Origin of the sequence: Actinophytocola sp. (assembly GCF_049647105.1) — a bacterium.
In the GTDB taxonomy this organism is placed as follows: Bacteria; Actinomycetota; Actinomycetes; order Mycobacteriales; family Pseudonocardiaceae; genus Actinophytocola.
Genome location: NZ_JBARWZ010000298.1, coordinates 18,397 through 42,778, shown reverse-complemented (window position 1 = coordinate 42,778; position 24,382 = coordinate 18,397). Strand labels below are relative to the sequence as shown.

The window sequence follows — 24,382 nt, the reverse complement described above, 5'->3', positions numbered from 1 at the left end:
GTCCACGGTTCAGGACCCGCGAGTTTGCCGTTCAGAACGCGCGAGCAAAGCACGCGAACCACCAACTCGGCGGTCCCGAACCGAAGACTCGCGGGTTCCCAACCGAAGACTCGGCGGTCCCGAACCGAAGACTCGCGGGTTCCGAACCGTGGACTCGCGGGTTCCCAATCGAAGACTCGCGGGTTCCGAAGCGTGGACTCGCGGGTTAGGAGCCTCGGGGGATGTGGACTGGGCCCATGCGGAGGAGTTCGCGGAACTCTTTTGCGGGGAGGGGTTTTGACAGTAGCCAGCCCTGGTAGGCCTCGACGCCGAAGCTGCGCAGTACGTGGAACTGGGAGTCGGTTTCCACGCCTTCGGCGACGCATGTGCGGCCCATTGCCCGTGCCATGTCGACCAGTGCGCGCACCACCGCGAAGTCCGCGGCCTCGGTGGCCACACCGGACACGAACGCGCGGTCGATCTTGATGATCTGTGCGGGCAGTTCCTTCAGTCGCGCCAGCGACGAGTAGCCGGTGCCGAAGTCGTCGACGGCGAACCGCACGCCGCGGTCGGCGAGTTCGGTCATCACGTCACGGGTGCGGGACGGCAGGTCGATGAGCGAGGTCTCCACCAGCTCCAGCACCACGCGGTCCCAGGAGATGCCGGTCTCCGCGACCGCGGCGGCCACGATGTCGGTGAACTCCGGGTCGCCCGGCACGAGACCGGCCAGGTTCACCGCCACCCCGACCCCGGCGCCAAGCACGGCGCCGGCCATCATCGGCCACTTCGACGCCTCGCACAGCGCGGTCCGCAGCACCCACCGGTCCAGCTCACGCAGCAGGTCACCCTGCTCGGCCACCGGCAGGAACTCGCCCGGCGGCAGCATCCCGCGCTCCGGGTGCGGCCACCGGACCAGTGCCTCCGCCGACATGATCGTCCCGTCCGGACTGACGACCGGCTGGTAGTGCAGCACCAGACCGTCGTTCGTGATCGCGTCGCGGAGCTGGCCCTCCAGCATCATCTGACTGTTGGCGGACGCGATCAACGCCTCGCTCGCGAGCTGCACCCGGCCCGTGCCCTGCCGCTTCGCGTTGAACATGGCGGCGTCGGCGAACCGCAGGAGGTCCGCTGCGGACGTCTCCGGCCCGGTCGGCGTCGCGGCGCCGATCGTGGCCGACACCCGCAGCAGCTGCCCGCGTACCGGCACCGCCGCGCGTAACAACTGGGCGACGCGGTTGGCCAGTGCCTCGACCCCACCGACCTCCTCGACGTCCGAGCAGATCACCACGTACTCGTCGCCGGACATGCGGCCCGCCGTGCACGAGGGCGGCATCCCGCGCTCCAGCCGCCGGGCGAGCGCGGTGATCAGCTCGTCGCCCACGTCGTGGCCGAGAGAGTCGTTGACCCGCTTGAAGTTGTCGACGTCGCAGAACAACAGCGCGACCTTGTCCGCGTCCGGTCCGCCGAGCAGCTGGTTGAGCAGCTCGTTCAACGCGGCACGGCCGGGGAGGCCGGTCAGCTCGTCGTGCGTGGCCTGGTAGCGCAGCCGTTCCGCGGCCCTGCGCCGCTCGGTCACGTCGGAGAACACCACGAGCCAGAACCGGTTGCCGTCGTCGGCCACCGACACGGTCACGCTCAGCTCGCAGTACACGGTCTTGCCCGACGCCGTCACCAGCACCCGCTGCCCGGCGCGGGTGTCACCGTTGCGCCGGGACGCGCCGGCGAGCAACGACTCACCGCGGTCGGTCGGGTGGGTGAGGTCGGCGGCCGCGGTGCCGCGCAACCGTTCCAGATCCATCTGCAGCAGCCTGCACAGCGCGTCGTTGGCGTCGACCAGCCGCTCGGACTCGTCGAACAGCCCGATGCCGACCGGCGCGATCGCGACCAGGTCGGAGAATCGCTGCGACGAGCGCATCATGCGGGTCTCGGTGGACCGCTGCTCGGTGACGTCCTGCGCGGTGCCGATCATGATCGACCGGCCCCGCTCGGCGTTCAGCGCGTCGCCGCGGCAGCGGAACACCCGCCACGAGCCGTCCGGCAGCACCGCGCGGTGCTCGCACTCGATGGGCCGCCCACTCGCCGCGAGGTCCCGCCACCGCTGGTCCACCCAGGCGCGGTCGTCCGGGTGCACGAGGCTCAGGTAGTCGTTGTAGGTGATCGGCGTGCTCGGATCCACACCGAACAGCTCGTAGAGCATCGTCGACCAGATGCACTCGCCGGTCTCGATGTTCCACTCCCAGGTGCCCATTCTGGCGACCCGCTGCGCGTCCCCGAACAGCCGCCGGTCCTGGGTGACCCGCTGCTCGGCCATCCGGAGCTTGGTGACGTCCTGGACGGTGCCGGTCGCGCGCATCATGGCGCCGTGCTGGTCGAACTCGCCCTGCGCGCGGATCTGGAACACGCGCTCGCCGGTCACGTCCCGTAGCTCGGCCTCGATCGGCATCGGTTCCGCTCCCGTGACCAGGCGGGCACGGAACTCGCCGAGCACCGCCTGGTCATCGGCGAAAACGAGGCGCATCGCGTCGGACACCGTGCAGGTGTCCGGCAGTCCGCACAGCCTGCGCACGCCGTCGGAGAAGTACGCCTTCTTCGTCTCGAGGTCGATGCTCCAGACACCGAGCTCGGCGATCCGCTCCGCGCCTTCCAGCAGCTGAGAGGCATGTTCCTGACCGGTGCTGACGATGTCCACCCGTGGCTGCGGGCCGGAGGGCAGGGCTGAACCACCGGTCAGCCGCTCGCCAGGGAGCGGGCCGGCACGTACGACATGCTCGGCCACCACGCCCATCCTTCCACCCGCATGCCGGCGGGTCGGGCGCAGCCGCCGATCTTCCCGCCGGTGCTCAGGCTACCCCGTCTTCCTTGGCGGCACGGGCGACAGCCGCGGCGACCTCCGCCGCGACCCGCGGGTCCACCGCGCTGGGCACGATGTAGTCGGCCGACAGGTCCTCCGCGGCGACCGCCGCGATGGCCTCCGCCGCGGCGAGCTTCATGTGCTCGGTGATGCGCCGCGCACCCGCGTCCAGCGCGCCACGGAACACCCCGGGGAACGCGAGGGAGTTGTTGATCTGGTTGGGGAAGTCGCTGCGCCCGGTGGCCACGATCGCGGCGTGGTTGCGTGCCACGTCCGGGTGGATCTCCGGGTCCGGGTTGGACAGCGCGAACACCACGGAACCACCGGCCATCGACGCGACCAGCTCCTCGGACACGGTCGACCCGGACAGCCCGACGAACACGTCGGCGCCCCGCATGGCCTCGGCGGTGCCGCCACGCAGCCCGGCGGAGTTCGTGCGGGTGGCGAGCTCGGCCTTCACCGGGTTCATGCCGTCGCGGCCCTCGTGCAGGATGCCGCGCGAGTCGAGCACGGTGACGTCGCCCGCGCCCGCCGACAGCAGGATGTTCGCGCAGGCCACACCCGACGCACCCGCACCGGCGATGACGATCCGCTGGTCGCCGATCGGCTTGTCCAGCACCGCGTTCGCACCACGCAGCGCGGCCAGCAGGATGATCGCGGTGCCGTGCTGGTCGTCGTGCATGACCGGGCAGTCGAGCGCCTCGATCAGCCGCTTCTCCAGCTCGAAGCAGCGCGGCGCCGACACGTCCTCGAGGTTCACGGCGCCGAACGACGGCCGCAGGCGCACCAGGGTCTCGACGATCTCGTCCACGTCGGTGGTGTCGAGGACCAGCGGGATCGAGTTCAGGCCGCCGAAGGTCTTGAACAGTGCTGCCTTGCCCTCCATGACCGGCAGCGAGGCCCTCGGCCCGATGTCGCCGAGGCCGAGCACCGCGGTCCCGTCGCTCACGACGGCGACGAGGCGGGAGGTCCAGGTGTACTTGTGCACCAGCGAGGCGTCCTCGGCGATCGCACGGCTCACCTTCGCCACCCCGGGGGTGTAGGCGATGGACAGCGCACGCGAGTCGGTGATCGAACGCGGTACCGAGATGTCCAGCTTGCCGCCCTCGTGGGCACGGAAGATCTCAGCGTCCGTGACAGGGCTGTCGACGGGCGTGTTCAGGTCGGTGGCCAGCGGGTCGTTCACGGCGGTCATTGCGTCCCTCCTGCGGGGCGTGCGGAAGCCATGGCTCTGGCAGGTTGGCTCCGCTCGATCGCGGCGTGGTCGAACATCGGTTGGGTGCACCGATGCGGTGGGACCAGGCCGGGCACGTCGACCGCACGCTTCTTGTAGAGCGAGCGACCGCGGACGCTGCGGTATCCCACAGTGTAGACAGGGCGGCTCGTGGCTGTCGCGTACCCTCCGTCACATGGAGGTTCGCGAGCTCAAGATCCCAGGCGTGTTCGAGTTCACCCCGAGGTCCTTCCCGGACGAGCGCGGCGTGTTCGTGTCGCCGTACCAGGGGGCGGCCTTCACCAAGGCCGTCGGCCACCCGCTGCGGCTCGCGCAGAGCAATCACAGCAGGTCCAGGCGCGGCAGCGTGCGTGGCCTGCACTTCGCGGACGTACCGCCGGGACAGGCGAAGTACGTGTACTGCCCCGCGGGCGCCTTCCTCGACGTCGTGTTCGACATCCGCACCGGCTCGCCAACGTTCGGCGTCTGGGACGTCGTGCGCCTCGATCCCGTCGACTTCCTCGCCGTGTACGTGCCGGAGGGCGTCGGCCACGCGTTCGTCGCGCTCGAGGACGACACAGTGATCTCCTACCTGTGCTCCACCCCGTACAACCCGCCTGCCGAGCACGGCATCACGCCGATGGACCCGGCACTCGACCTGCCGTGGCCCACCGACCTGGAGCTGCTGCTGTCCGACAAGGACACTTCCGCCCCGACCCTCGCGGAAGCGGAGTCCGCCGGCCTCCTCCCCCGGTACGAGGACTGCCTGGCGCGCTACCGGGAGCTGAGGAGCCTCGGGTGAGGCCACAGGCGCGCGACGACGACGCCGTGCACCAGCGCCGGTCCCAGCTCGCGTGAGTCGGTGCTGGCGTTCGCGTTGTCCCCCTCGACGTGCCAGCCGCCCGCGTCGCCCCCGGCGACCCGCTTGATCGACAACTGCCCCGGCCGCGCCACCCACGTGACCACTGCCACATCACCCGATCGAGGGTTCCGGCGGTTGCGTGCCAGCACCACGTCGCCGTCTTTCAGTGTGGGTGCCATGGACGGCCCGCGCACCCGGATGCGCCGGTAGGGCAGCCACCCCAGCGGGTTCACTCGATCACCTCCGTCGTGTCCGACCAGCATGCCGGGAGTAGTGTCCGGTGCGTCGGAGCGTCAACCTGTTCAGGAGGAAAGATGCGACTCCTGTCGCGCATTCTCGGCCCACGCCTGGAAGCCACCGCACACTGCGACCTTCCCTGTGGCGTGTACGACCCGGCGCAGGCCCGCATCGAGGCCGAGTCGGTCAAAGCGATCCAGCAGAAGTACCAGGACAACGAGGACCCGGAGTTCCGCACCCGCGCGATTCTCATCGCCGAGCAGCGGAGCGAGCTGGTGAAGCACCACCTGTGGGTCCTGTGGACCGACTACTTCAAGCCGCCGCACTTCGAGAAGTACCCGCAGCTCCACGAGCTGGTCAACAAGGCGACGAAGGCCGCTGGCGCGTCCGGCACCAAGGGCTCCATGGACCCCGCCAAGGGCCAGGAACTCCTCGACTACATCGCCGAGATCGACAAGATCTTCTGGGAGACCAAGAAGGCCTGAGGTCTCACCCCGGTCGAAACGGCGCTGACTCGCACGAGTCGGCGCCGTTTGTCGTTGGTCGCGCTGGGCGCCTGGGCGAGCGGCACATGGAGCGGATCGCCACGCGGGAAGCGAGACTGTAGATCATGACCGGACTCCTGTACCTGCTCCGCCACGGCGAGACCGAGTGGTCACGCAGCGGGCAGCACACCAGCCGCACGGACATCCCGCTGACCGCGAACGGCGAGCGGCGCGCGCGGGACGCGGGTTCGATGCTCGCGGGCCTGCGTGAGGACCAGCCGCTGGCGCTGGTGGTGTCGTCGCCGCGGCAGCGTGCGATGCGGACGGCGGAACTGGCAGGCCTGACGGTCACGGAGGTGACGGAGGACGTCGCGGAGTGGGACTACGGCGAGTACGAGGGCCAGTCGACGCCGAAGATCCGCGAAACCGTGCCGGGCTGGACGGTATGGACGCACCCGTGCCCTGGCGGGGAGTCGGGCGCCGAGGTCGGCGCGCGGGCGTCGGCGATCCTGTCGCGAGTGCGTGCGCTCCTGCCGGAGGGCGACGTGGTTCTGGTGGGGCACGGGCATTTCAGCCGCGTACTGGTGGCGACGTGGCTCGGACTGGCGCCGACGTCGGGCGTCCACTTCGCACTGGACGCGGCGGCTATCTCCGTGCTGGGCGACGAGCGCGGCGTGCCGCAGATCAAGCGGCTGAACGTGCCACCGTTGCCGGAACGGGACTTCCCCCACGACTGAGGCGCCGCTGATCCGTCCGTCCGATGTGGACGCGGTGGCCTGGCAAAGGGAAACGCCGCACCGGGTGGGCGCCCGGCGCGGCGTTCGTGCCCTCGCGTGCTCTGTCAGACTCCCGCGAGACCGGCGATCCAGTCGCGGTAGACGGTGATGTTGCCGTACGCGGTGAAGGACTGCCGGTCGCTGGTGGACGCGACACCGACCTGCACGTACGAGCCGTCCGGCGCGGTGGCGAACATCGGGCCACCGGAGTCACCACCCGCGGTGATGCCGTCGATGCGGTTGGCGCAGACCGCCGTGCCGCCAAGGTAGTCGGAGCAGCTCACCGAGCTGACCCCGACGTTCGCGACCTTCAGCAGCTGCGACTGGCACTCGATCTCCGGGCGGTCGGTGCACGTGGCACCCCAGCCGTAGACCTGGACGGTCTCCCCGACCTCGACCGCGTCCGGGTTGCCCAGCGGCGCGTAGGTCGCGCTCACCGCGTGGTCCAGCTCGACCAGCGCCAGGTCGGCCGACGGGTGCGTGTGGATCGCGACGCCCGTCGCCTGCTCGCCCTGGGTCTGGTCCAGGCTGCCGATGTGGAAGGTGTAGGTCCCGCTGCCGGCCACGCAGTGTTGCGCGGTCAGGATCCACGTCGGCGCGATGATCGTCGCCGAGCAGTTCTCCTGGCCGTCCACGAACAAGCGTGCCGCCCACGGACCCGATGTGGCGTTGCCGCCGTCAATGATCGTCGGCCCAACGTTCCCGGTGGGCACTTCGGCGTTCGCCGTCGCACCACCCAGGACACCGAGCGCGGCTAACGCCGCACCCGCGAGGGCCGCCCCGACACGACCGATACGCATGCAGATCACCTCGAAAACCGCGGCTCTTGACCGCGGAGCAGGGGCTGACAAGGACCTTCAAAGGGTCACTTGTTCGAGATGGATCCACTACCCGCCGTTAGTCTGGATCCTCGTCGAGACCCGCGCGGTCCTCGGCCCACACCCGGGCTTTGACGTTGAAGAGCAGGCTCAGGACCAGCACGGACACCGCCGCCACCGGGATGCCGTACCCGGGCCGGTCGGACGGGCCGATCGCGTACCAGGCGACGCCGAGCAGCAGGATCTGGATCACCGTGATCGGGCCGCGAACACCGCGTTTGCCCAGGAACAGCGCGACTCCGCAGCCGAGCACGGCGCCACCCAGCACCACGAAGTACGCGGCCTGGCCGTACAGGTTGCTGATGGTCTCCGCTCCGGAGAGCGCCCTGATCAGCAGCGCCACCGCGAACACGACGCCGACGAGACCCTGCAGAACCACCAGCAGACCCGCGCCGCGGACCGTCTTCGGGGCGTCGGTCTCGATGCGCACGGGCGGCCTTCCAGGAGCGGGGACGGACAGACGCACTGGATCGTAGCTACCCTGCGGTTATGCGTGCAGTGCTGGTGGTTAACCCCAAGGCGACCGCGACCACCGCGGCCGGCCGTGACGTGCTGGCGCACGCACTGGCCAGCCAGGTGAAGCTCGACGTGCTCGAGACCGACTACCGCGGCCACGCCATGGCGGCGGCCGCGCAGGCGATGGTCGACGGCGCCGACCTGGTGGTCGCCCACGGGGGTGACGGCACGGTCAACGAGGTCGTCAACGGTCTGCTCGCGAGCGGGCCGAGCAGCTCGGTGCCAATGCTCGGGATCGTGCCCGGCGGGTCGGCCAACGTGTTCGCGCGGTCGCTCGGGCTGCCGCGCGACCCCGTCGACGCGACCTACCAGCTGCTGCACGCGCTCGAGAGCGGCACACGCAGGCGGGTCGGGCTCGGCAGGGTCGAGTCGGGCTCCCCCGGCGAGGCGCCTCGCTGGTTCACGTTCAGCGCGGGCGTCGGGTGGGACGCCGACGTCGTGGCCGAGGTGGACCGCAAGCGCGGCAAGAAGGCGAGCCCGGCGCTGTACACCCGGGTGGCGCTCACGCAGTACCTCAGGCCTGCACACGGGCAACCGCAGCTGACCGTCGAGATTCCCGGCATGGAGCCCGCCACCGGACTGCGGCTGGTGTTCGTGTCCAACACGGACCCGTGGACCTACCTCGGCGCCCGGCCGATCCACCTCAACCGCGGCACGGGGTTCGACGCGGGGCTGGGTGTTTTCGCCTTGCGCAGCCTGGCTTTACCCACAGTTGCCCGGCACCTCCGTCAGGCGATCAGCCGGAAGGGTGAGACCCGAGGGCGGCGACTGTTCCGGCACGACGACGTCCCCGGCATGCGGATCACGAGTGAGGTACCCGTTCGCGTGCAGTGCGACGGCGACCTCATCGGGGAGCGGACCTGCGTTGAAATCACGTCTGTGAGGCATGCTCTGCGGGTCGTCGGGTAGCCCTTCCGTTGTCGGAATGGAGGCGACCCAGAGTGGTGATCCACGAGATGCACCTGTGATCAAATTGTTGCCCAACGCAGCCGCAAGCCTCTGACGTCGCGCTTTCGGGTGAGTTCACGCACTCGGTGATGAAGAGGTCTTGACATATGGCTGGTTCGTGAAAGCATTCACAAGCACCCCAACGACCGGCTTGACGACTAGAGGCGCACCGGAACGCGCCCAAAGCGAGGAGCAAGTAGAAATGGACTGGCGCCACAACGCTGCCTGCCGTGACGAGGACCCCGAGCTGTTCTTCCCCGTGGGAACTAGTGGTCCGGCTGTTTTGCAGGTTGCTCAGGCGAAGGCCGTTTGCCATCGCTGCCCCGTCGCATCCGACTGCCTGACCTGGGCGCTCCAGAGCGGTCAGGACGCGGGCGTCTGGGGCGGGATGAGTGAGGACGAGCGCCGTGCGCTCAAGCGCCGCAATGCGCGGACCCGCACTCGCAGCAACGTCTGAACGTAGTACTCAGAGCTGCCGAAGGCCCGGTGCCGAACAGGCACCGGGCCTTTGTCTGTCCGGGGGCGGCCGCCGGCCCCCGATTACCAGCCTACGAGGCGACACCGACAATTCCTGCCCTGTTCGGCCGGGGTGTGGACAATCCTGTCCGCTGTGGACAACCCCGCCCTGACCAGCGCAATTGTCGGTGGCCGCCGCTACGCTGGGAATCGGGGGGCCGACGGCCGCCCTCGCGTCAGCGGCGGTGGGACAGTGGGACACGCAGCGACGCTTCCGTGCCGCCCCTTTGCCTGCGGCGCAACGACAGCGAACCCCGCAACTCCGACTCGACCAGCGTGCGCACGATCTGCAGGCCCAGCCCGTTCGAGCGCTCCAGCGAGAAACCCCTCGGCAGGCCGCGGCCATCGTCGGTGACCAGAACGTCCAGCCACCTCGCCGAGCGCTCGGCTGATACGACCACCTCGCCGCTCGCGCCCGCGGGGTAGGCGTGTTCGACGGCGTTCTGCACCAACTCGGTCAGCACCATCACCAGTGGCGTCGCAACCTCCGCGGCCACCACGCCGAACTGGCCCGTGCGGCGCACGCGCACGTGGTTCTCCGCCACCGCCACGTCGCCGACCACCGGAATCACCTTGTCCACCAACGAGTTCAGGTCCACCCGCTCGTCGACGGACGTGGACAGCGCCTCGTGCACCATCGCGATCGCCGCCACCCGGCGGACCGACTCGCCCAGCGCGGCGCGGGCCTCCTCGCTCGCCGTGCGGCGGGACTGCAGGCGCAGCAGCGCGGCCACCGTCTGCAGATTGTTCTTCACCCGATGGTGGATCTCGCGGATCGTGGCGTCCTTCGACATCAGCGCCCGGTCCCGGCGGCGGACCTCGGTCACGTCGCGGACCAGCACCAGAGCACCCGCTGCCTTACCGCCCGGCCGCAGTGGCAGCGCTCGGAACAGCACCGCCGCGCCCCGGCCCGACTCCGCCTCCGCGCGCATCGACGGCTGGCCATCCAGTGCGGCAAGAACGCGCTGGGCGATCTCCGTCGCGTCGAACGGGTCGGCGATCAGGCCTCTGGTCAGCGGGGCCAGGCGGACGCCGACCAGGTCCGCGGGGTGACCCATGCGGTGGTACGCCGACTGGGCGTTCGGGGACGCGAACACCACCGCGCCCGTCGGGTCGAGCCGGATGAGCCCGTCACCCACGCGCGGGGAGGTGTGCACGTCCGCCGCGGGTTCGGAGGTCGGGAAGCTGCCGTCCGCGACCATCTGGCACAGGTCCGCGGCGATCCCGAGGTAGGCGATCTCCAGCGACGACGGCACCCTCGGCACCGCGAGATCGGTCTCGCGGGACAGCACCGCGATGACCCGGTCGTCGTAGGTGACCGGGATGGTCTCGCGGCGGACCGGTACGCCCAGATACCACGACGGGTCCTCCTCGCGGCACACCCTTCTCTCGATCATGGCCCTGCGCAGCTGCGGATGTTCGTCGACGACGACCCGGCTGCCGACCACGTCCTCGGGATGCGAGGTCGGTGCGGTCGTCGCGCGGGCCTGGGCCACGCACAGGAACTCCTCGAGCGCGGCGCCCTCGCCGACCGGGACCCACATGAGCAGGTCGGCGAAGGACAGGTCGGACAGCAGCTGCCACTCGGCGACGACCATCTGGAGGTGGTCGACCTCGCCACCGGACAGCTTCGTGTGCTCCGCGAGGAGATCAGAGAGAGTCGACAAAGGGAGCTACGGGAGGTCCGACTTGTTCTGCACCGGAACGCCGCCCTGGTCCACGACGGTTTTCCTGATCTCGTCGCGGAGACGCTGCTTCAGGGAGTCGGGGGCGTGCTCACCACCGCACTTGCGGGCGAGCAACACCTTCAGATGCTCGTCGATGCCGAACTGTTCCAGGCAGGGACTGCACTCGTCGAGGTGCTGCTCCAGCAGCCGACGGCGCTTGTCATCGCATTCGTGGTCCAGGAAGAGCCACACCTCGGACAACACCTCCGAGCAGTCGGTCTTGTGGGCGTCGCCGCAACTCATGATCCGTTCACCTCATGCTTGGCCGACCGCATGAACCCTCGGTCACGCGCGACCCCGGCCAGCTGGTCGCGAAGCTGCCGCCTGCCGCGGTGCAATCGGGACATCACCGTCCCGATCGGCGTGTGCATTATCTCCGCGATTTCCTTGTAAGCGAAGCCCTCGACGTCGGCGAGGTACACGGCGAGCCGGAATTCCTCTGGGAGCTGCTGCAAGGCCTCCTTCACGTCGTTGTCGGGCAGGCGGTCCATCGCCTCGATCTCGGCGGACCGCAGCCCGGACGACGTGTGGGACTCGGCCTGCGCGAGCTGCCAGTCCGTGATCTCGTCGGTCGGGGACTGCAGAGGTTGACGCTGCCGCTTCCGGTACCCGTTGATGTAGGTGTTCGTGAGGATGCGGTAGAGCCAGGCCTTCAGGTTCGTACCGGCCGAGAACGAGGCGAAGGCCGCGTACGCCTTGAGGTAGGTCTCCTGGACCAGGTCCTCGGCGTCGGCCGGGTTGCGCGTCATCCGCAGCGCGGCGGAGTACAGCTGGTCCAGCAGCGGCATGGCGTCGCGCTCGAAGCGCTCCGCCCGCTCCTGCTCGGTCTCAGCCCGGGGGGTTGGCTGGGTTTCGGTGCTCGGCACCGTGCTCCCTTCCAGTAGGAACTGTCCCATCATCGGTATCGCATGGGACTCCTGTGAGGATACGCGGCGGGTCTGAGTCAGCACCTCACGTACAACAGGGGATTCCCCCAGGACATTCCGTCAGTCGAGGGGGCGCAGGATCCGGCCAAGCCACTCCTCCACGGTCCGCGAGAGGCCCTTGGCGTCGCGTTTCAGCGAGTGGTCACCGGGCATCACGACGATCTCGCGGTGGTGCCCGTGGTCCGGCATGCCGAACGGGTCGGACTCGCCCTGGATCACCAACGTGGGCACTGTCACGCCGTTCAGCTCCGGCATCCGGGTCTTCTCCGGCCTGCCCGGCGGGTGCACCGGAAACGCCAGGCACAGGACCGCGACGGCCAGCCCCTCCTCGGACGTGCGGCAGGCCACCCGCGCACCGGACGACCGGCCACCGAAGACCAGGGGCAACTCGTGGAACCACTCGTGTGACAGCCGCTCCGCCACCGCCAGCCACGCCGTGTCGAGCTGTCCGGCCGGGGCGGGTGCGCGGCGGCCTGCGACCCGGTAGGGCTGCTCGACCAGCGCCACGTGCACGCCGGCGGCGGTCGCGCCACGGGTGGCCGCGACCAGGTCGGGCGCGCCGACACCGCCACCGGCGCCGTGCCCGAGCAACAGCCCGGCGCGCCCCTCCGGCGCGCAGTGCAGCTCCACGCGGGCCGGGCCGTGCGGGGTGTCGATCGTCTGCGTGGTCATGACGGATTGTCGAACAGGGTGAGGTCGGTCTTCTCCTCGTCCCGTTCGAGCAGCTCGGGGCCGTTGTTGCGGACGTTGTTGACCTTGGTGGACACGGGCCGCAGCTCCAGCGACTCCACCAGGTCCAGCGGCGGCGGCGTGGCCAGCAGCTCGTCGACCTCGGCGACGTCCGGATCGAGCCAGGCCGCCCACTTGTCCGGCGTCATGAGCAGCGGCATCCGGTCGTGTACGCCCGCGAGCTGCCCGATCGCGTCGGTGGTGAGCACGGCGGCGCTCACGACCGGGGGGCCGTCCTCGGCCGCCGGATCCCGCCACACCGACCAGAGACCGGCCATCGCGAGGCTGTGGCCGTCCGGGCTGGTCATGAAGAACGGCTGCTTGACCTTGCCGTCCCGGCGCCACTCGTACCAGCCGTCCGCGGGGACGATGCAGCGCCGCTTGGCCACCGACGTGCGGAACGCGGAGGTCGTGGCCGCTTTCTCGGCACGCGCGTTGATCATCCGGGCGCCGATGGACAGGTCCTTCGCCCACACCGGGACCAGGCCCCAGCGCATCACCCGCAGGCTACGCACGGTGGTCGACGGGTCCGGGTTGCCCTCCTCGTCACGCGGGTGCCGCTGCACGACCGCCACCACGTCCTTGGTGGGCGCCACGTTGTAGTCCGTGGCGGGCGCGTGGTCCTCGGTCGCGTCGAGCGCGTCGAACTCGGCGGCCAGCGTGGCCGGATCCTTCGTGGCGGCGTATCTCCCGCACACCTCGATCACCTCCTGGAAAGGATGGTGGCATGGCCCACCGACAGTCTGCACCGCGCAGCGCGACATGCGGGATCATGCACGCATGACACAGCCCTGGGCCGCGCCGTCCGCGACCGCCCCCGTCCGCGCCACCGTGGCCGTGCCGGGTTCGAAGTCGATCACGAACCGGGCGCTGTTGCTGGCCGCGCTGAGCGAACGCGGCGGCACGCTGACCGGCGCGCTGCGCAGCCGTGACAGCCGCCTGATGATCGACGCGTTGCTGGCGCTTGGCGTGCCCATCGACGACAGCGGTGACCAGGTCGTGGTCGCCGCGCACCCCGGTCTGCGTGGCCCGGCCAGGGTCGACTGCGGGCTCGCGGGCACGGTCATGCGGTTCGTGCCGCCCGCCGCCGCGATCGCCGACGGCGAGATCCACTTCGACGGTGACCAGAGGGCTCGCGAGCGGCCCATGAGCACGGTGCTCGACGCGCTGCGGGCGCTGGGCGCGGCCATCGACGGTGACGCGCTGCCGTTCACGCTGCACGGCAAGGGCGGCCTCGCCGGTGGTTCTGTCACGATCGACGCGTCGGCGTCCTCACAGTTCGTCTCAGGTCTGCTGCTGGCAGGCGCGCGGTACGAGGCGGGGCTGACCGTCCACCACGACGGCAAACCCGTCCCGTCGCTGCCCCACATCGACATGACCGTGCGGATGCTGCGCGAGGCCGGGGTGACCGTCGACGACACCGAGCCCAACGTGTGGCGGGTGGCACCGGGCCCGATCGCGGCCCGCGACTGGGTGGTGGAGCCGGACCTGTCGAACGCGACGCCGTTCCTGGCCGCCGCGGCGGCGACCGGCGGCTCGGTCACCGTGCCGGGCTGGCCGACGAACACTACCCAACCGGGTGAAAAATTCGGCGAGATCGCGGCCCGCATGGGCTGCACGGTCACCCGCGACGACGCCGGGCTGACGGTGCACGGCCCCGACCAGCTGCAGGGCATCGACGTCGACCTGCACGACGTGGGCGAACTGACCCCGACCGTCGCCGCGCTGGCCGTGCTCGCCCACAGCCCGAGCGTGCTGCGCGGCATCGCCCACCTGCGCGGCCACGAGGCCGACCGGCTCGCCGCGCTGGCCACCGAGATCAACGCGCTCGGCGGCGGCGCGACCGAGACCGAGGACGGCCTCGCGATCCGGCCGATGCCGATGCACGCGGGCCTGTGGCACGCCTACTCCGACCACCGGATGGCGACCGCCGGCGCGATCGTAGGCCTCGCGGTGCCCGGCATCGAGGTCGACGACATCGAGACCACCTCGAAGACGCTGCCGGACTTCCCCGCCATGTGGGCGGGCATGCTCGGGGCGCAACGGTGATGGCCGCATGAGCAGGCGCGGTCACAAGTCGGACTGGGATCGCCTTGACGAGACGGACGTCCGCGTACGTCCAGGCAAGGGCACCCGGCCGCGCAGCAAACGCAGGCCGGAGCACGCCGACGCACGCGCCGCGATGGTGGTCGGGGTGGACCGCGGCCGGTGGACGTGCGCGCTGGACGCCAAACCGGACCAGCAGATCATCGCGATGCGTGCCCGTGAGCTGGGCCGTACCCCGATCGTGGTCGGCGATCTCGTCGACATCGTGGGTGACACGTCCGGCCGTCCCGACACCCTCGCGCGGGTCGTGCGGGTGTCCGACCGCAGCAGCGTCCTGCGCCGCACCGCCGACGACAACGACCCGTTCGAGCGGGTGGTCGTCGCGAACGCGCAGCAGCTGCTGATCGTCTGTTCGCTCGCCGATCCCCCGCCCCGCACCGGTTTCATCGACCGCTGCCTCGTCGCGGCCTTCGCGGGCGGCCTGAAACCCGTGGTGTGCCTTACGAAGTCGGACCTCGCGAGCCCCGAGAAGATCATCGAGGCCTACGCCGACCTCGAGCTGCCGTTCCTGGTCACCCGCAGCGACCAGGAACCGGACGAGGTGCGCGAACGGCTGACCGACCAGGTTTCCGCACTCGTGGGCCACTCCGGTGTCGGCAAGTCGACCCTGGTCAACAAGCTGGTGCCGGACGCGTTCCGCGCGGTGAGCGCCGTGAGCTCGGTCGGCAAGGGCAGACACACCTCGACCACGGCGGTCGCGCTGCCACTGCCGGACGGGGGCTGGGTCGTGGACACACCGGGCATCCGCTCGTTCGGCCTCGCACACATCGAACCGGGCGACATCGTGGCCGCGTTCCCCGAGTTCGTCGAGCCCGTCGAGGAATGCCCAGCGCACTGCGGCCACCTCGGCCCGCCCGAGGACCCGGACTGCATGCTCGACGGGATCACCGAGGAAGGCCGGGCCCGGCCCGGCAGGCTCGAGTCGCTGCGCAGGCTGCTCGCCTCCCGCGCCAGGCTGGAGGAGTACGCCGACTAGGGCCGGCTCGCGGGTGGCGAGCACGACACGGCGCGAATGGAACCGAACCGGCGCAAGCCCGTCTCAGTGGTCGAGGCAGGGGAAATTGCTTGCGCACTCGGCGTATAGGACAGGTCCATCCTGGCTACCCTGTCCGCACATTGATCAAGGGAGAGATCTGGTATGCGAAAGGCAGGCATCGCCCTGTCCGCGTTCGCGTTGGCATTGACGCTTGGCGCGTGCGGGGGCAACGGCGGATCCGAGGGTTCGGCGTCGAACTCGGGTGGGGACAGCAACGGGGGCGGCTCTGTCGCGGCGGCGAGCCTCGCCGACCTGGCCAAGTCCATCGGTGAGCAGACCTCCAAGACGGACACCGCGCACATGAAGATCACCGCGGGTGCCGGGGGACAGCAGCTGTCCGGTGAGGGCGACATGAAGATGGGCGCCGACACCGCGGCCATGTCGATGGACGTGACCACGCCGGAAGGCAGCATGTCGATGGTGTTGCTGGACGACGTCTTCTACCTCAAGCTCCCGCAGGAGCTGGAGCCGGGCAAGCCGTGGCTGAAGATCGACACCAACGACGACAACCCGATCTCGAAGGCGCTCGGCGGCATCACCGAGCAGGTGAGCAAGAACGCGGACCCGCGTGCGACGCTCGAGCAGTTCGAGAAGGCCGGTGAGATCACCGACACCAAGGAAGAAGAGCTCAACGGCAAGCCGACCACGCACTACACGATCGCCGTCGACGTCAAGAAGATGGCGGCGAACCAGGAAGACCCGGCGTTGAAGGCCGCCATGGACCAGGCCATCAAGTCCGGCATGACGGACTTCCCGGTCGAGGTGTGGATCGACGAGAACGACCTGCCCGCGCGCGTCACCATGGACACGCCAACGCCGAACCCGGCGACCGGCAAGACCGAGCCGGTGAAGATGCAGGTCGACTACACCGACTGGGGCAAGCCGGTGGACATCACCGCACCGCCCGCCGGTGAGATCGCCAAGATGCCGATCGGCTGACACAACCGACACCCGGAACGCCCCCGCCGAATCCGGCGGGGGCGTTCTCAATCGCGCTGGGTGCTACGTGGCGGCGAAGTGGTCGGCGATGAGGTCGTTGACCACCACCGGCTGCTCGACGGCGAGCGAGTGCCCTGCCCCTCGGATCGTGACGTGCTGGGCGTTCGCGGCGGTGTCGGCGATTCGCTGCGACAGTTCCGGCGAGTAGGCGTGGTCCTCGGCGCCGGACAGCACGAGCAGCGGCACCGTGCAGCCGACCAGCTCCCCGAGAACGGCCTTGCGGTGCATCACGGCCTCGGCGGCGATGAGGATCGACTCGTCCAGCGCGGCGAAGTGCCGCCGCCACCGTTCCAGCAGCGCCACCCGGTCGGCGAGGGTGGTGTCGCCGAACATGGTGTACAGCAAGGCATCGGTGGCCTCCGGGATCCCCGCGGTGCGCGCGAACTCCAGCAGTGCCTGGAAGTTCTCGACCCGGCCCTCCTCGTCGGCGGAGGTGGACAGTACGACAGCGGACCGGACCAGCTCCGGCTGTCGCGCGGCGAGGCGCAACGCGACGAACCCGCCCATCGAGTTGCCGACGACGTGCGCGGGCCCCAGGTCGAGCGCGGTGATCAGCGCCGCCGCGTCCCCAGCCAGGGTGTCCATGTCGACGAACGGTGACCTGGCGCTGCCGCCCTGCCCCCGGTGGTCGTAGCTGACGACGCGGTAGCGGCGCCCGAACTCGGCCACCTGCTCGGCGAACATGGTGCGGTCGAAGAACAACGAGTGGCTCAGCACGACGGCCGGGCCGGGTCCGCCGGTGTCGTCGTAGCCGAGCTTCGTGCCGTTGACATCGATGGTGGGCAACGCCGCCCCCTCGTGGTCGGGTCCGATCCCTTCCAGTATGGCGGGCGGCGTTGCCATCCGTCTTACCTCAACGCGTATGCCCTGATCACGGTCTGGGTCTGCGCGTTGCCGTCCCGGTCGGACACCGCCGACCGCAGCGAAACGAACTCGGCGCCCGCCGGGTGGTCGACCTTCGCCTTCCACGCACCGTGGTCACGGGTGACCTTGGCAGCCTGCCACGTCTTGCCATCGTCGTATGACACCTCGACGACCGGCGTGCCGACCCGGCCCGGCTCGCTCGAACCGTTGCGCTGCACGGAAACCGGGATCGTGAACCGCTTCCCGGCCGGTGCAGCGTTGTGGTCGTCCAGGTCCGGGGCGAACCGCACCGCGAGCAGCGGCAGGAAGACCGGGTCCACCCCGCCGTTGTGCTCGGACGCGAACGTCCACTCCGCACTGACCTGCGTGGACAGGCGTGCGGGCGCGGGCCGCGTGGTGGTCGTGCGCAGCGTGTACTCCGCCCGCTCCGGCGCGAGGAAGGCCTGCAGGCCACCGGGGTAGGGCTCCTCGGCGATCACCTCACCGTCCCGCAGGAGCGTGGTGCTGCCCTCGCCGGGCGCGTAACCGGCGCGCCCCCGGCCCTGGCCGGTGCCCAGCGGCAGGTCGAAGCGGGTGTCGTCGCCGAGCCTGCCCGCGAAGTCGCCCGCGTACGGGCTCAGCGGGAACCCGGGCCCGAACACGCCGAGGTTCCAGTTCTCGGTGGTGGTGCTGCCCTTCCGGTAGGTCTTCTGCTCGATCTGGTAAACGATCGACATGGGCGGCCAGACCTCGGGATCGGCCGTCTCGAAGAACGTCGCGTCCCACGGCACGTCCGGCGTGTAGTACTCGGTGAGCGTCGAGGGCAGCGAGATCGGCAGGAACTGTTCCCGCATCCCGATCGTGCCCGGCGTGGCCGCCGCGTACTTGCCGGTGACCTTCGCGAGCTGGCGGTCCTTGACGCGCCACGACAGGTTCGCGGGCACGGTGCCGTTCTCGGTGTGCCGCAGGTTGTACAGGTACGAGCCTTCGAAGACCTCGCCCTTCTTCTCCGCCTTCCGTTCCTCGGCGGTGAAGGAGAACCTGTCCTTCTTCGTGGTGGTGGCCGGTTTGATGGTGAAGTCGTCGAAGCTGGGGAGGAACGCAGTCGTACCCGTGTCACCCCACGCGGTCTCGAGCGCGAACTGGAACAAGGCGTTGCCCGCCTTGGCGTTCGGCCTGTCGGTGGTGAACCCGACCGGCTTGGCCTCGCGCGCGTCGACGGTCAGCTCGGCGTCGCCGGTGACGACGAACGCGGGCTCGGCGAACTCGGCGTTGAGGTAGTCGTACTCGCCGACCTCCTTCTGGATCGTCGCCTCGAAGTAGAACTCACCCTTCGGCAGGCGCACGACGACCGTGCCGGACGGGTCGAAGGGCAGATATGCCTTGGGGTTGTTGACGTCCACGAACCGGTAGAAGTACAGGTCGGTCGGCGCACCGTCGTGGTCGACGAAGTTGACCGTGACGTCGTAGCTCTCGACCTCGCGGTTAACGGCCACCGGCGTGCGCACCGCGCGGTCACCACCGGTCGCGGTGATCACGCCGCTGTAGATGCCGTCCTCGGTGCCGACCTTCGTGTCGGTGGTGACGGTCGTGCTCGCCTGCCCGCCAGCCGGCACGGTCAGCTGGGGCGACCCGATCGTGAACATCCCTTGCGGGGCGGGCGATCCGTCCGGCCCGGTGATGTCGGCGGCGAGGTCCAGCGTGACCGGCTCGGTGCCGGTGTTGGTGTAGGTCAGGGTCTTCGCGATCGGCTGGTCGTCGTCGTGCGGCCACTGCGCGACGCCGTTGTTCAGGCTCGCGGGTGAGGCGAACACGGTGGCCGTGGTGGCGGCCGCGACGTCGACCCGGCCGGCACCCTGCTCGAACACGGTCAGCTCGTCGTTCGGCTTCGCACTGCCCATGAGCGTCGACTTGAGCTGGTCCGCGGCCCAGTCCGGGTGCTGCGCGGCGACGATCGCGGCGGCACCGGCGACGTGCGGCGCGGCCATGGACGTGCCGGACAGCGACAGGTAGTTGTCGCCGACCGGGTCACCGATGATGCTGTTCTTCGCCTTGGCGGCGACGATGTCCACGCCCGGCGCGGTGATGTCGGGCTTGATCGCCCCGTCCTCCCAGCGCGGGCCACGGCTGGAGAACTCGGCGATTTGGTCGTTCCGGTCCACGGCACCGACGGTCAGTGCCGCGTCGGCCGCGCCAGGACTGCTGACCGACTCGTCGCCCGGCCCGGAGTTGCCGGCGGAGATCACGAACAACGTGCCGGTCTCGGCGGTGATCCGGTTGACCGCCTGCGACATCGGGTCGGAGCCGTCGCTGGGGAACCCGCCACCGAGGCTCATGTTGACGACGTCGGCGCCACCGGTGGCGGCCCACTCCATCCCGGCGATGATCCACGACTCCATGCCGCCGCCGTTGTCGTTGAGCACCTTCCCGTTGAGCAGCTTGGCATCCGGCGCGACGCCCCGGTACCTGCCGCCGTCGGCGGCACCGCTGCCGGTGATGATCGAGGCGACGTGCGTGCCGTGCCCGAACCGGTCGTCCTCGGAGTCGCTGTCGGTGAAGTTCTCAGCTTGCGCCACCGCGTCCGACAGGTCTGGGTGGCTGACGTCGATACCGGTGTCGAGAACCGCGACGGTCGCGCCCTCACCGGTGTGGCCAGCGGCCCAGGCGTCCGGTGCGCCGATCTGCGGCACCGAGTAGTCGAGGCTCGCCTTCACCGGACCGTCCAGCCACACCTTGTCGGCCCGCCGGGCGGTCGGCCAGAACTCGGCGGACCGGTCGGCGGACACCGCGGCCGCACTCATCGCGGGCAGCTCACGGCTCACCCGCGCACCCGCCGCCCTCGGCGTCGCACCCGCGAAGTCCACGATCAACGGCAACGTCGCCCGCGACTCGTCGTCGTACCCCGCGCGGACCAGCTCGGTCACATCGAACAGCCGGGGGTCGAGCTTTCCCTGCGAGAGCAGGGCGACCGCGTCCTCCGGGATGACATGCGTGTCGCCTCGGGTGTCCTTGCGCGTGTAGAACGAGATGTGCTCGCGCCCCTCGGCGGCACGCACCCGCGCCCCGTGCGTCCCGCCGACGGTGACCGTGTCCCCGGTCAGCAACGTGACCGTCGGCCCACCCGGCGCCGTGCCGGGTGCCGCGACGGCATGGGCCGCCCCCAACGTGGGTACCGCCACGCTCGCGGCCATCGCCGCGGCGAGCAGGCCCACCCGAGCCCGTTTGTGGATCATCAGCCCTCCAGGTTGAACACGGCAACACCTCACCGGTTGCCGCTTCAGCTAGTGCCCCGTCAAGGTGAAGTGGGTCGTTTGTCCGCGGATCCAGGTGGTCGCTGGCAAGGCGCGGGAGAGCCGCTCGTACCGGGTTGTACTTGGGCTTTCCCGCAACGCCGCCAGCGGCCGCCTGGGCCGAGGAGAAACGTGCCCTCTTCGCCTTGACGGGGCACTAGTGATCAGTACGCCGTCTTACTCTTGCCCGGTTGCCTCGGCCACGTTCACGGATCCGCCGAATCGGCGAACGGACTCAACAAACCGGCCACCCCGCGACGTTCTGACCGGCGACCGTCAACGAACAGAACGGAGTCGTGGTGCTGGAAAGCTTCGACCAGTACGTGGTCGACCGGCTCGACCGCCTCCTGCGGTTCGCGACCGCGCTGACCTGCGATCCCCATCTCGCGCAGGACGTGGTCCAGGAGGTGCTCCTGCGGGCACAACGAAAGTGGTCGCACATCGGCCAGTTGCAGGGGCGGGACTCCTACGTCCGCCGGATGATCATCAACGAGTACTTCTCCTGGCGGCGGCGCAGAGCGGCACGCGCGGTCTCGCACAGCATGCTGGACGCGCTCGGGACACCCACGGCCGATCCGGCGACGAGCTACGCGGAACGCGACGCCATGCGCAAGCGGATCGCCATCCTGCCCCGCAAGCAGCGCGCCGCCCTCATGCTCCGCTACTACGAGGACCGCACCGACGCCGAGATCGCCGAGCTGCTCGGCTGCTCGGCAGGCACGGTCCGCAGCCACATCTCCCGCGCCCTGTCGACCCTGCGCGCCGCCCACCAGAACCACGTGAGCGAGGCCTACTCATGAACAACGACCGCACAGAACAGCTCATCCGGGACGCGTTCGCCGACCAGGCCGCCCGCGCCGCCGACGGCCGCGGTGTCCTCGACGCCCTGCGCGGTGAGCCGCGGCGCAGGTACGGGCTCGTGCTCGCCACCGCGGCCGTGGTGGCGGTCGTCGTCGCGGTCGCCGCGTTCGTGGTGCCCGAGGTGTTCCGCCGCAGCACCCCGACCGCACCGGTCGCCGACCAGCAGAACGGGCAGCAGGCGGCGCCGCCGACGAGCGTGCTGGTGGTCGGGGTCGACACGCGTGGCAACACCGACACGGTCGTGCTCACCCAGACCCACGCCGACGGCGGCGTCAGCCTGGTCTCGCTCCCGAGGGACACGTGGACCGGGCAGTCCAAGCTGAACCAGATCTACGTGACGGACGGCAAGCGTCCGCTGGTCGAGGCCGTGACCAGCCTGACCGGCGTGCGTATCGACCACCTCGCGATCGTCGACATGTCGGCGCTCGCCGCGGTCGCGGACGCGGTCGGCGGCGTACCGGTCTGCCTCCTGGCCGCGACCGAGGACGAGTACGCCGGGGCCGCCTTCCCGCAGGGTGAGCAGGTCATCAGCGGTTCGGAGGCGCTCGCGTTCGTGCGCCAGCGGCACGGGCTGCCGAACGGCGACCTGGACCGGGTGGTGCGGCAGCAGGCGTTCCTGCGGGGCCTGGCGACGAAGCTGCCGGACGCCGACCTGGGCACCCTGCTCGACGCGGTGCACAACGCCGTCGAAACCGACGAGGGGTTCGACCTGCTCGGGTTCGTGCAGGCCCTCGCGGGGGCGACCTCGCTGCACGTCGGCACCATCCCGACCGGGCCGACCGACATCGAGACCCCGCAGGGGCTCGCGCTCGAGGCCGACCCGGCGCAGGTGCGGGAGTTCGTGGCCGGGCTGGCGGGCACGCCGCCCTCGGACGGCGTGCCCTGTGTGAACTAGCTAGCCCATGTGGGGGTAGCCGTGCTCGGTCGCGGGGACGAACGTCTCCTTGATCGAGCGCGGGCTCACCCACCGCTGCAGGTTGTAGATCGAGCCAGCCTTGTCGTTGGTGCCGGAGCCTCGGCTGCCGCCGAACGGCTGCTGGCCGACGACGGCGCCGGTCGGCTTGTCGTTGACGTAGAAGTTGCCTGCCGCGAACCGCAGCGTGCGGTGCGCCTCCTCGACGGCGGCGCGGTCGGTGGCGAACACCGCACCGGTCAGCGCGTACGGCGTTGACGAGTCGACCAGCTCCAGGATCTTTCCGTAGTCGTTGTCGTCGAACACGTGCACCGCGAGGATCGGGCCGAACCACTCGGTGGTGAACACGTCGTTCGTCGGGTCCGAGCCGAGCAGGACCGTTGGCTGGACGAAGTAGCCCACCGAGTCGTCCGCGGTGCCGCCGGTCAGGACCTCCAGCGTCGAGGTCGCCGACGCCATCAGCAGCACGCCCTTGTGCTTGGCGAACGCACGCGCGTCGATGACCGCACCGCCGAAGTGGCTGAAGTCGGTGACGTCACCGTAGGACAGCGTCCTGGTCACGTCGACGAGCCGCTCACGCACCCCGCCCTCCCACAGCGAACGCGAGATGTACGCGCGGGACGCGGCCGAGCACTTCTGGCCCTGGTACTCGAAAGCACCGCGCACGAGGCCGATCGCGACCGCGGCCGGGTCGGCGGAGCGGTGCGCGACGACGAAGTCCTTGCCGCCGGTCTCGCCGACGATCCTCGGGTACGAGCGGTAGGTGTCCAGCTGCTCGCCCATCAGGCGCCACAGGTGCCGGAACGTCTTGGTGGAGCCGGTGAAGTGCAGGCCGGCGAAGTCCGGGTCGGTCATCGCGACCTCGCTGACCTCGGCGCCGTCGCCGGTCACCATGTTGATCACGCCGGGCGGCAGGCCCGCGGCCTCGAGCAGGCGCATCGTGTGGTGCGCGGCGAGCTGCTGGGTGGGTGACGGCTTCCACACGACCGTGTTGCCCATCAACGCGGGCGCGGTGGGCAGGTTGCCCGCGATGGCGGTGAAGTTGAACGGGGTGATCGCGGTGACGAACCCGTCGAGCGGCCGGTGGTCGAACCGGTTCCACACACCGGGGCTGGACTGGGGCTGCTCCTCGAGCACGCGGCGCGCGTAGGAGACGTTGAACCGCCAGAAGTCGATCAGCTCGCAGGCGGCGTCGATCTCGGCCTGCTGCGCGGACTTGGACTGGCCGAGGACCGTCGCGCCGTTCAGGGTGTCGCGCCACGGGCCGGCCAGCAGGTCGGCTGCCCGCAGCAGGACCGCGGCCCGCTCGTCGAACGGCAGCTCGCGCCAGGCCGGGGCGGCCTGCTTCGCCGCGGCGACGGCATCCGCGACGTCCTTGGCGGTGGCCTGCGCGGACACCCCGAGCACGTGCTGGTGGTCGTGTGGCTGAACGACGTCGATGGGGTCGCCACCCGCCATCCGCCGCTCCCCGCCGATGGTCATGGTGAGCTCGTGCCGCTCACCCTCCAGCTCGGCGATCCTGCGCTGCAACGACTCGCGCTCGGCACTGCCCGGCGCGTAGCCGCGCGCCGGCTCGTTGACCGGCTCGGGCACGGACGAAACGGCGTCCATGTGTTGGCTCGCCTCCTCGGATGTCGGACGGCTTGTGACCGTTCTCGGCGGATGTACAGCCATAGTGTCACGCCGTCGAC

The 24,382-nt window shown here is 70.1% G+C and carries 23 protein-coding genes; 10 read left to right on the top strand and 13 right to left on the bottom strand.

The genetic code is table 11. The features are described from left to right. Positions 1-205 precede the first annotated feature (205 nt). Both WBA97_RS36640 and WBA97_RS36635 read right to left on the bottom strand, forming a co-directional pair. Positions 206-2,764, bottom strand: a complete 2,559-nt coding sequence (locus WBA97_RS36640) for an EAL domain-containing protein (protein WP_424235613.1) — start codon at positions 2,762-2,764, stop codon at positions 206-208. Between the two features lie 55 nt (positions 2,765-2,819). Continuing rightward, on the bottom strand, positions 2,820-4,025 hold the full coding sequence (locus WBA97_RS36635; protein WP_424235612.1) for an NAD(P)-dependent malic enzyme: 1,206 nt from the start codon (positions 4,023-4,025) through the stop codon (positions 2,820-2,822). A gap of 214 nt (positions 4,026-4,239) precedes the next feature. On the opposite strand from WBA97_RS36635, the gene WBA97_RS36630 reads away from it, so the two are divergent. Next, entirely contained in the window at positions 4,240-4,845 is a 606-nt protein-coding gene (locus tag WBA97_RS36630) for a dTDP-4-dehydrorhamnose 3,5-epimerase family protein (protein ID WP_424235611.1), read from the top strand. Here the strand turns inward: WBA97_RS36630 and WBA97_RS36625 are convergent. Beyond that, positions 4,818-5,138 carry a S26 family signal peptidase gene (locus WBA97_RS36625; protein ID WP_424235610.1) on the bottom strand — a complete coding sequence of 107 codons (321 nt, stop codon included), beginning with the start codon at positions 5,136-5,138 and terminating at the stop codon, positions 4,818-4,820. The genes WBA97_RS36630 and WBA97_RS36625 overlap by 28 nt on opposite strands. Positions 5,139-5,219: 81 nt before the next feature. On the opposite strand from WBA97_RS36625, the gene sodN reads away from it, so the two are divergent. Together sodN and WBA97_RS36615 are read left to right on the top strand one after the other, a co-directional pair. Next, the gene (sodN, locus tag WBA97_RS36620; RefSeq protein WP_424235609.1) at positions 5,220-5,627 is read left to right on the top strand and encodes a superoxide dismutase, Ni; all 408 of its coding nucleotides are present in this window, start codon (positions 5,220-5,222) and stop codon (positions 5,625-5,627) included. 125 nt (positions 5,628-5,752) lie between these two features. Next, positions 5,753-6,364 carry an acid phosphatase gene (locus WBA97_RS36615; protein ID WP_424235608.1) on the top strand — a complete coding sequence of 204 codons (612 nt, stop codon included), beginning with the start codon at positions 5,753-5,755 and terminating at the stop codon, positions 6,362-6,364. Positions 6,365-6,468: 104 nt separating this feature from the next. On the opposite strand, the gene WBA97_RS36610 is transcribed toward WBA97_RS36615, so the two are convergent. Together WBA97_RS36610 and WBA97_RS36605 are read right to left on the bottom strand one after the other, a co-directional pair. Continuing rightward, on the bottom strand, positions 6,469-7,203 hold the full coding sequence (locus tag WBA97_RS36610) for a S1 family peptidase (RefSeq protein ID WP_424235607.1): 735 nt from the start codon (positions 7,201-7,203) through the stop codon (positions 6,469-6,471). A 97-nt stretch (positions 7,204-7,300) separates the two neighbouring features. Continuing rightward, a complete protein-coding gene (locus tag WBA97_RS36605) occupies positions 7,301-7,711 on the bottom strand; it encodes a hypothetical protein (protein WP_424235606.1) in 411 nt (136 codons plus the stop codon). 59 nt (positions 7,712-7,770) lie between these two features. On the opposite strand from WBA97_RS36605, the gene WBA97_RS36600 reads away from it, so the two are divergent. Both WBA97_RS36600 and WBA97_RS36595 read left to right on the top strand, forming a co-directional pair. Then, positions 7,771-8,706, top strand: a complete 936-nt coding sequence (locus WBA97_RS36600; protein WP_424235605.1) for a diacylglycerol/lipid kinase family protein — start codon at positions 7,771-7,773, stop codon at positions 8,704-8,706. 241 nt (positions 8,707-8,947) lie between these two features. Then, the gene (locus WBA97_RS36595) at positions 8,948-9,202 is read left to right on the top strand and encodes a WhiB family transcriptional regulator (protein WP_424235604.1); all 255 of its coding nucleotides are present in this window, start codon (positions 8,948-8,950) and stop codon (positions 9,200-9,202) included. A 235-nt stretch (positions 9,203-9,437) separates the two neighbouring features. Here the strand turns inward: WBA97_RS36595 and WBA97_RS36590 are convergent, their stop codons facing one another. From WBA97_RS36590 to WBA97_RS36570, 5 genes are all read right to left on the bottom strand, one after another. Continuing rightward, positions 9,438-10,928 carry a sensor histidine kinase gene (locus WBA97_RS36590; RefSeq protein ID WP_424235603.1) on the bottom strand — a complete coding sequence of 497 codons (1,491 nt, stop codon included), beginning with the start codon at positions 10,926-10,928 and terminating at the stop codon, positions 9,438-9,440. Between the two features lie 6 nt (positions 10,929-10,934). Further along, entirely contained in the window at positions 10,935-11,231 is a 297-nt protein-coding gene (rsrA, locus tag WBA97_RS36585) for a mycothiol system anti-sigma-R factor (RefSeq protein WP_424235602.1), read from the bottom strand. After that, positions 11,228-11,884: a sigma-70 family RNA polymerase sigma factor gene (locus WBA97_RS36580; protein WP_424235615.1), complete on the bottom strand. Its 657-nt coding sequence runs from the start codon at positions 11,882-11,884 to the stop codon at positions 11,228-11,230. Before WBA97_RS36580 ends, rsrA begins: the two co-directional genes overlap by 4 nt. Before the next feature lie 90 nt (positions 11,885-11,974). Next, entirely contained in the window at positions 11,975-12,586 is a 612-nt protein-coding gene (locus WBA97_RS36575) for an alpha/beta family hydrolase (RefSeq protein ID WP_424235601.1), read from the bottom strand. Continuing rightward, positions 12,583-13,341 carry an SOS response-associated peptidase gene (locus WBA97_RS36570; protein ID WP_424235600.1) on the bottom strand — a complete coding sequence of 253 codons (759 nt, stop codon included), beginning with the start codon at positions 13,339-13,341 and terminating at the stop codon, positions 12,583-12,585. Before WBA97_RS36570 ends, WBA97_RS36575 begins: the two co-directional genes overlap by 4 nt. 82 nt (positions 13,342-13,423) lie before the next feature. Between WBA97_RS36570 and aroA the strand changes: the two genes are divergently transcribed. From aroA to WBA97_RS36555, 3 genes are all read left to right on the top strand, one after another. Then, the gene (aroA, locus tag WBA97_RS36565) at positions 13,424-14,692 is read left to right on the top strand and encodes a 3-phosphoshikimate 1-carboxyvinyltransferase (RefSeq protein ID WP_424235599.1); all 1,269 of its coding nucleotides are present in this window, start codon (positions 13,424-13,426) and stop codon (positions 14,690-14,692) included. A gap of 7 nt (positions 14,693-14,699) precedes the next feature. After that, positions 14,700-15,725: a ribosome small subunit-dependent GTPase A gene (rsgA, locus tag WBA97_RS36560; RefSeq protein WP_424235598.1), complete on the top strand. Its 1,026-nt coding sequence runs from the start codon at positions 14,700-14,702 to the stop codon at positions 15,723-15,725. A gap of 162 nt (positions 15,726-15,887) precedes the next feature. After that, positions 15,888-16,724: a hypothetical protein gene (locus WBA97_RS36555; protein WP_424235597.1), complete on the top strand. Its 837-nt coding sequence runs from the start codon at positions 15,888-15,890 to the stop codon at positions 16,722-16,724. Between the two features lie 63 nt (positions 16,725-16,787). Here WBA97_RS36555 and WBA97_RS36550 read toward each other — a convergent pair whose 3' ends face one another. Together WBA97_RS36550 and WBA97_RS36545 are read right to left on the bottom strand one after the other, a co-directional pair. Then, the gene (locus WBA97_RS36550; protein ID WP_424235596.1) at positions 16,788-17,627 is read right to left on the bottom strand and encodes an alpha/beta fold hydrolase; all 840 of its coding nucleotides are present in this window, start codon (positions 17,625-17,627) and stop codon (positions 16,788-16,790) included. A gap of 5 nt (positions 17,628-17,632) precedes the next feature. Further along, positions 17,633-20,860, bottom strand: a complete 3,228-nt coding sequence (locus WBA97_RS36545) for a S8 family serine peptidase (protein ID WP_424235595.1) — start codon at positions 20,858-20,860, stop codon at positions 17,633-17,635. Between the two features lie 356 nt (positions 20,861-21,216). On the opposite strand from WBA97_RS36545, the gene WBA97_RS36540 reads away from it, so the two are divergent. Continuing rightward, positions 21,217-21,717: a SigE family RNA polymerase sigma factor gene (locus tag WBA97_RS36540; protein WP_424235614.1), complete on the top strand. Its 501-nt coding sequence runs from the start codon at positions 21,217-21,219 to the stop codon at positions 21,715-21,717. Continuing rightward, positions 21,714-22,673, top strand: coding sequence for an LCP family protein (locus WBA97_RS36535; RefSeq protein ID WP_424235594.1), 960 nt, complete (start codon positions 21,714-21,716; stop codon positions 22,671-22,673). The genes WBA97_RS36540 and WBA97_RS36535 overlap by 4 nt, the downstream gene beginning before the upstream one ends. On the opposite strand, the gene pruA is transcribed toward WBA97_RS36535, so the two are convergent. Continuing rightward, positions 22,674-24,302, bottom strand: coding sequence for an L-glutamate gamma-semialdehyde dehydrogenase (gene pruA, locus WBA97_RS36530; protein ID WP_424235593.1), 1,629 nt, complete (start codon positions 24,300-24,302; stop codon positions 22,674-22,676). Positions 24,303-24,382 lie beyond the last annotated feature (80 nt).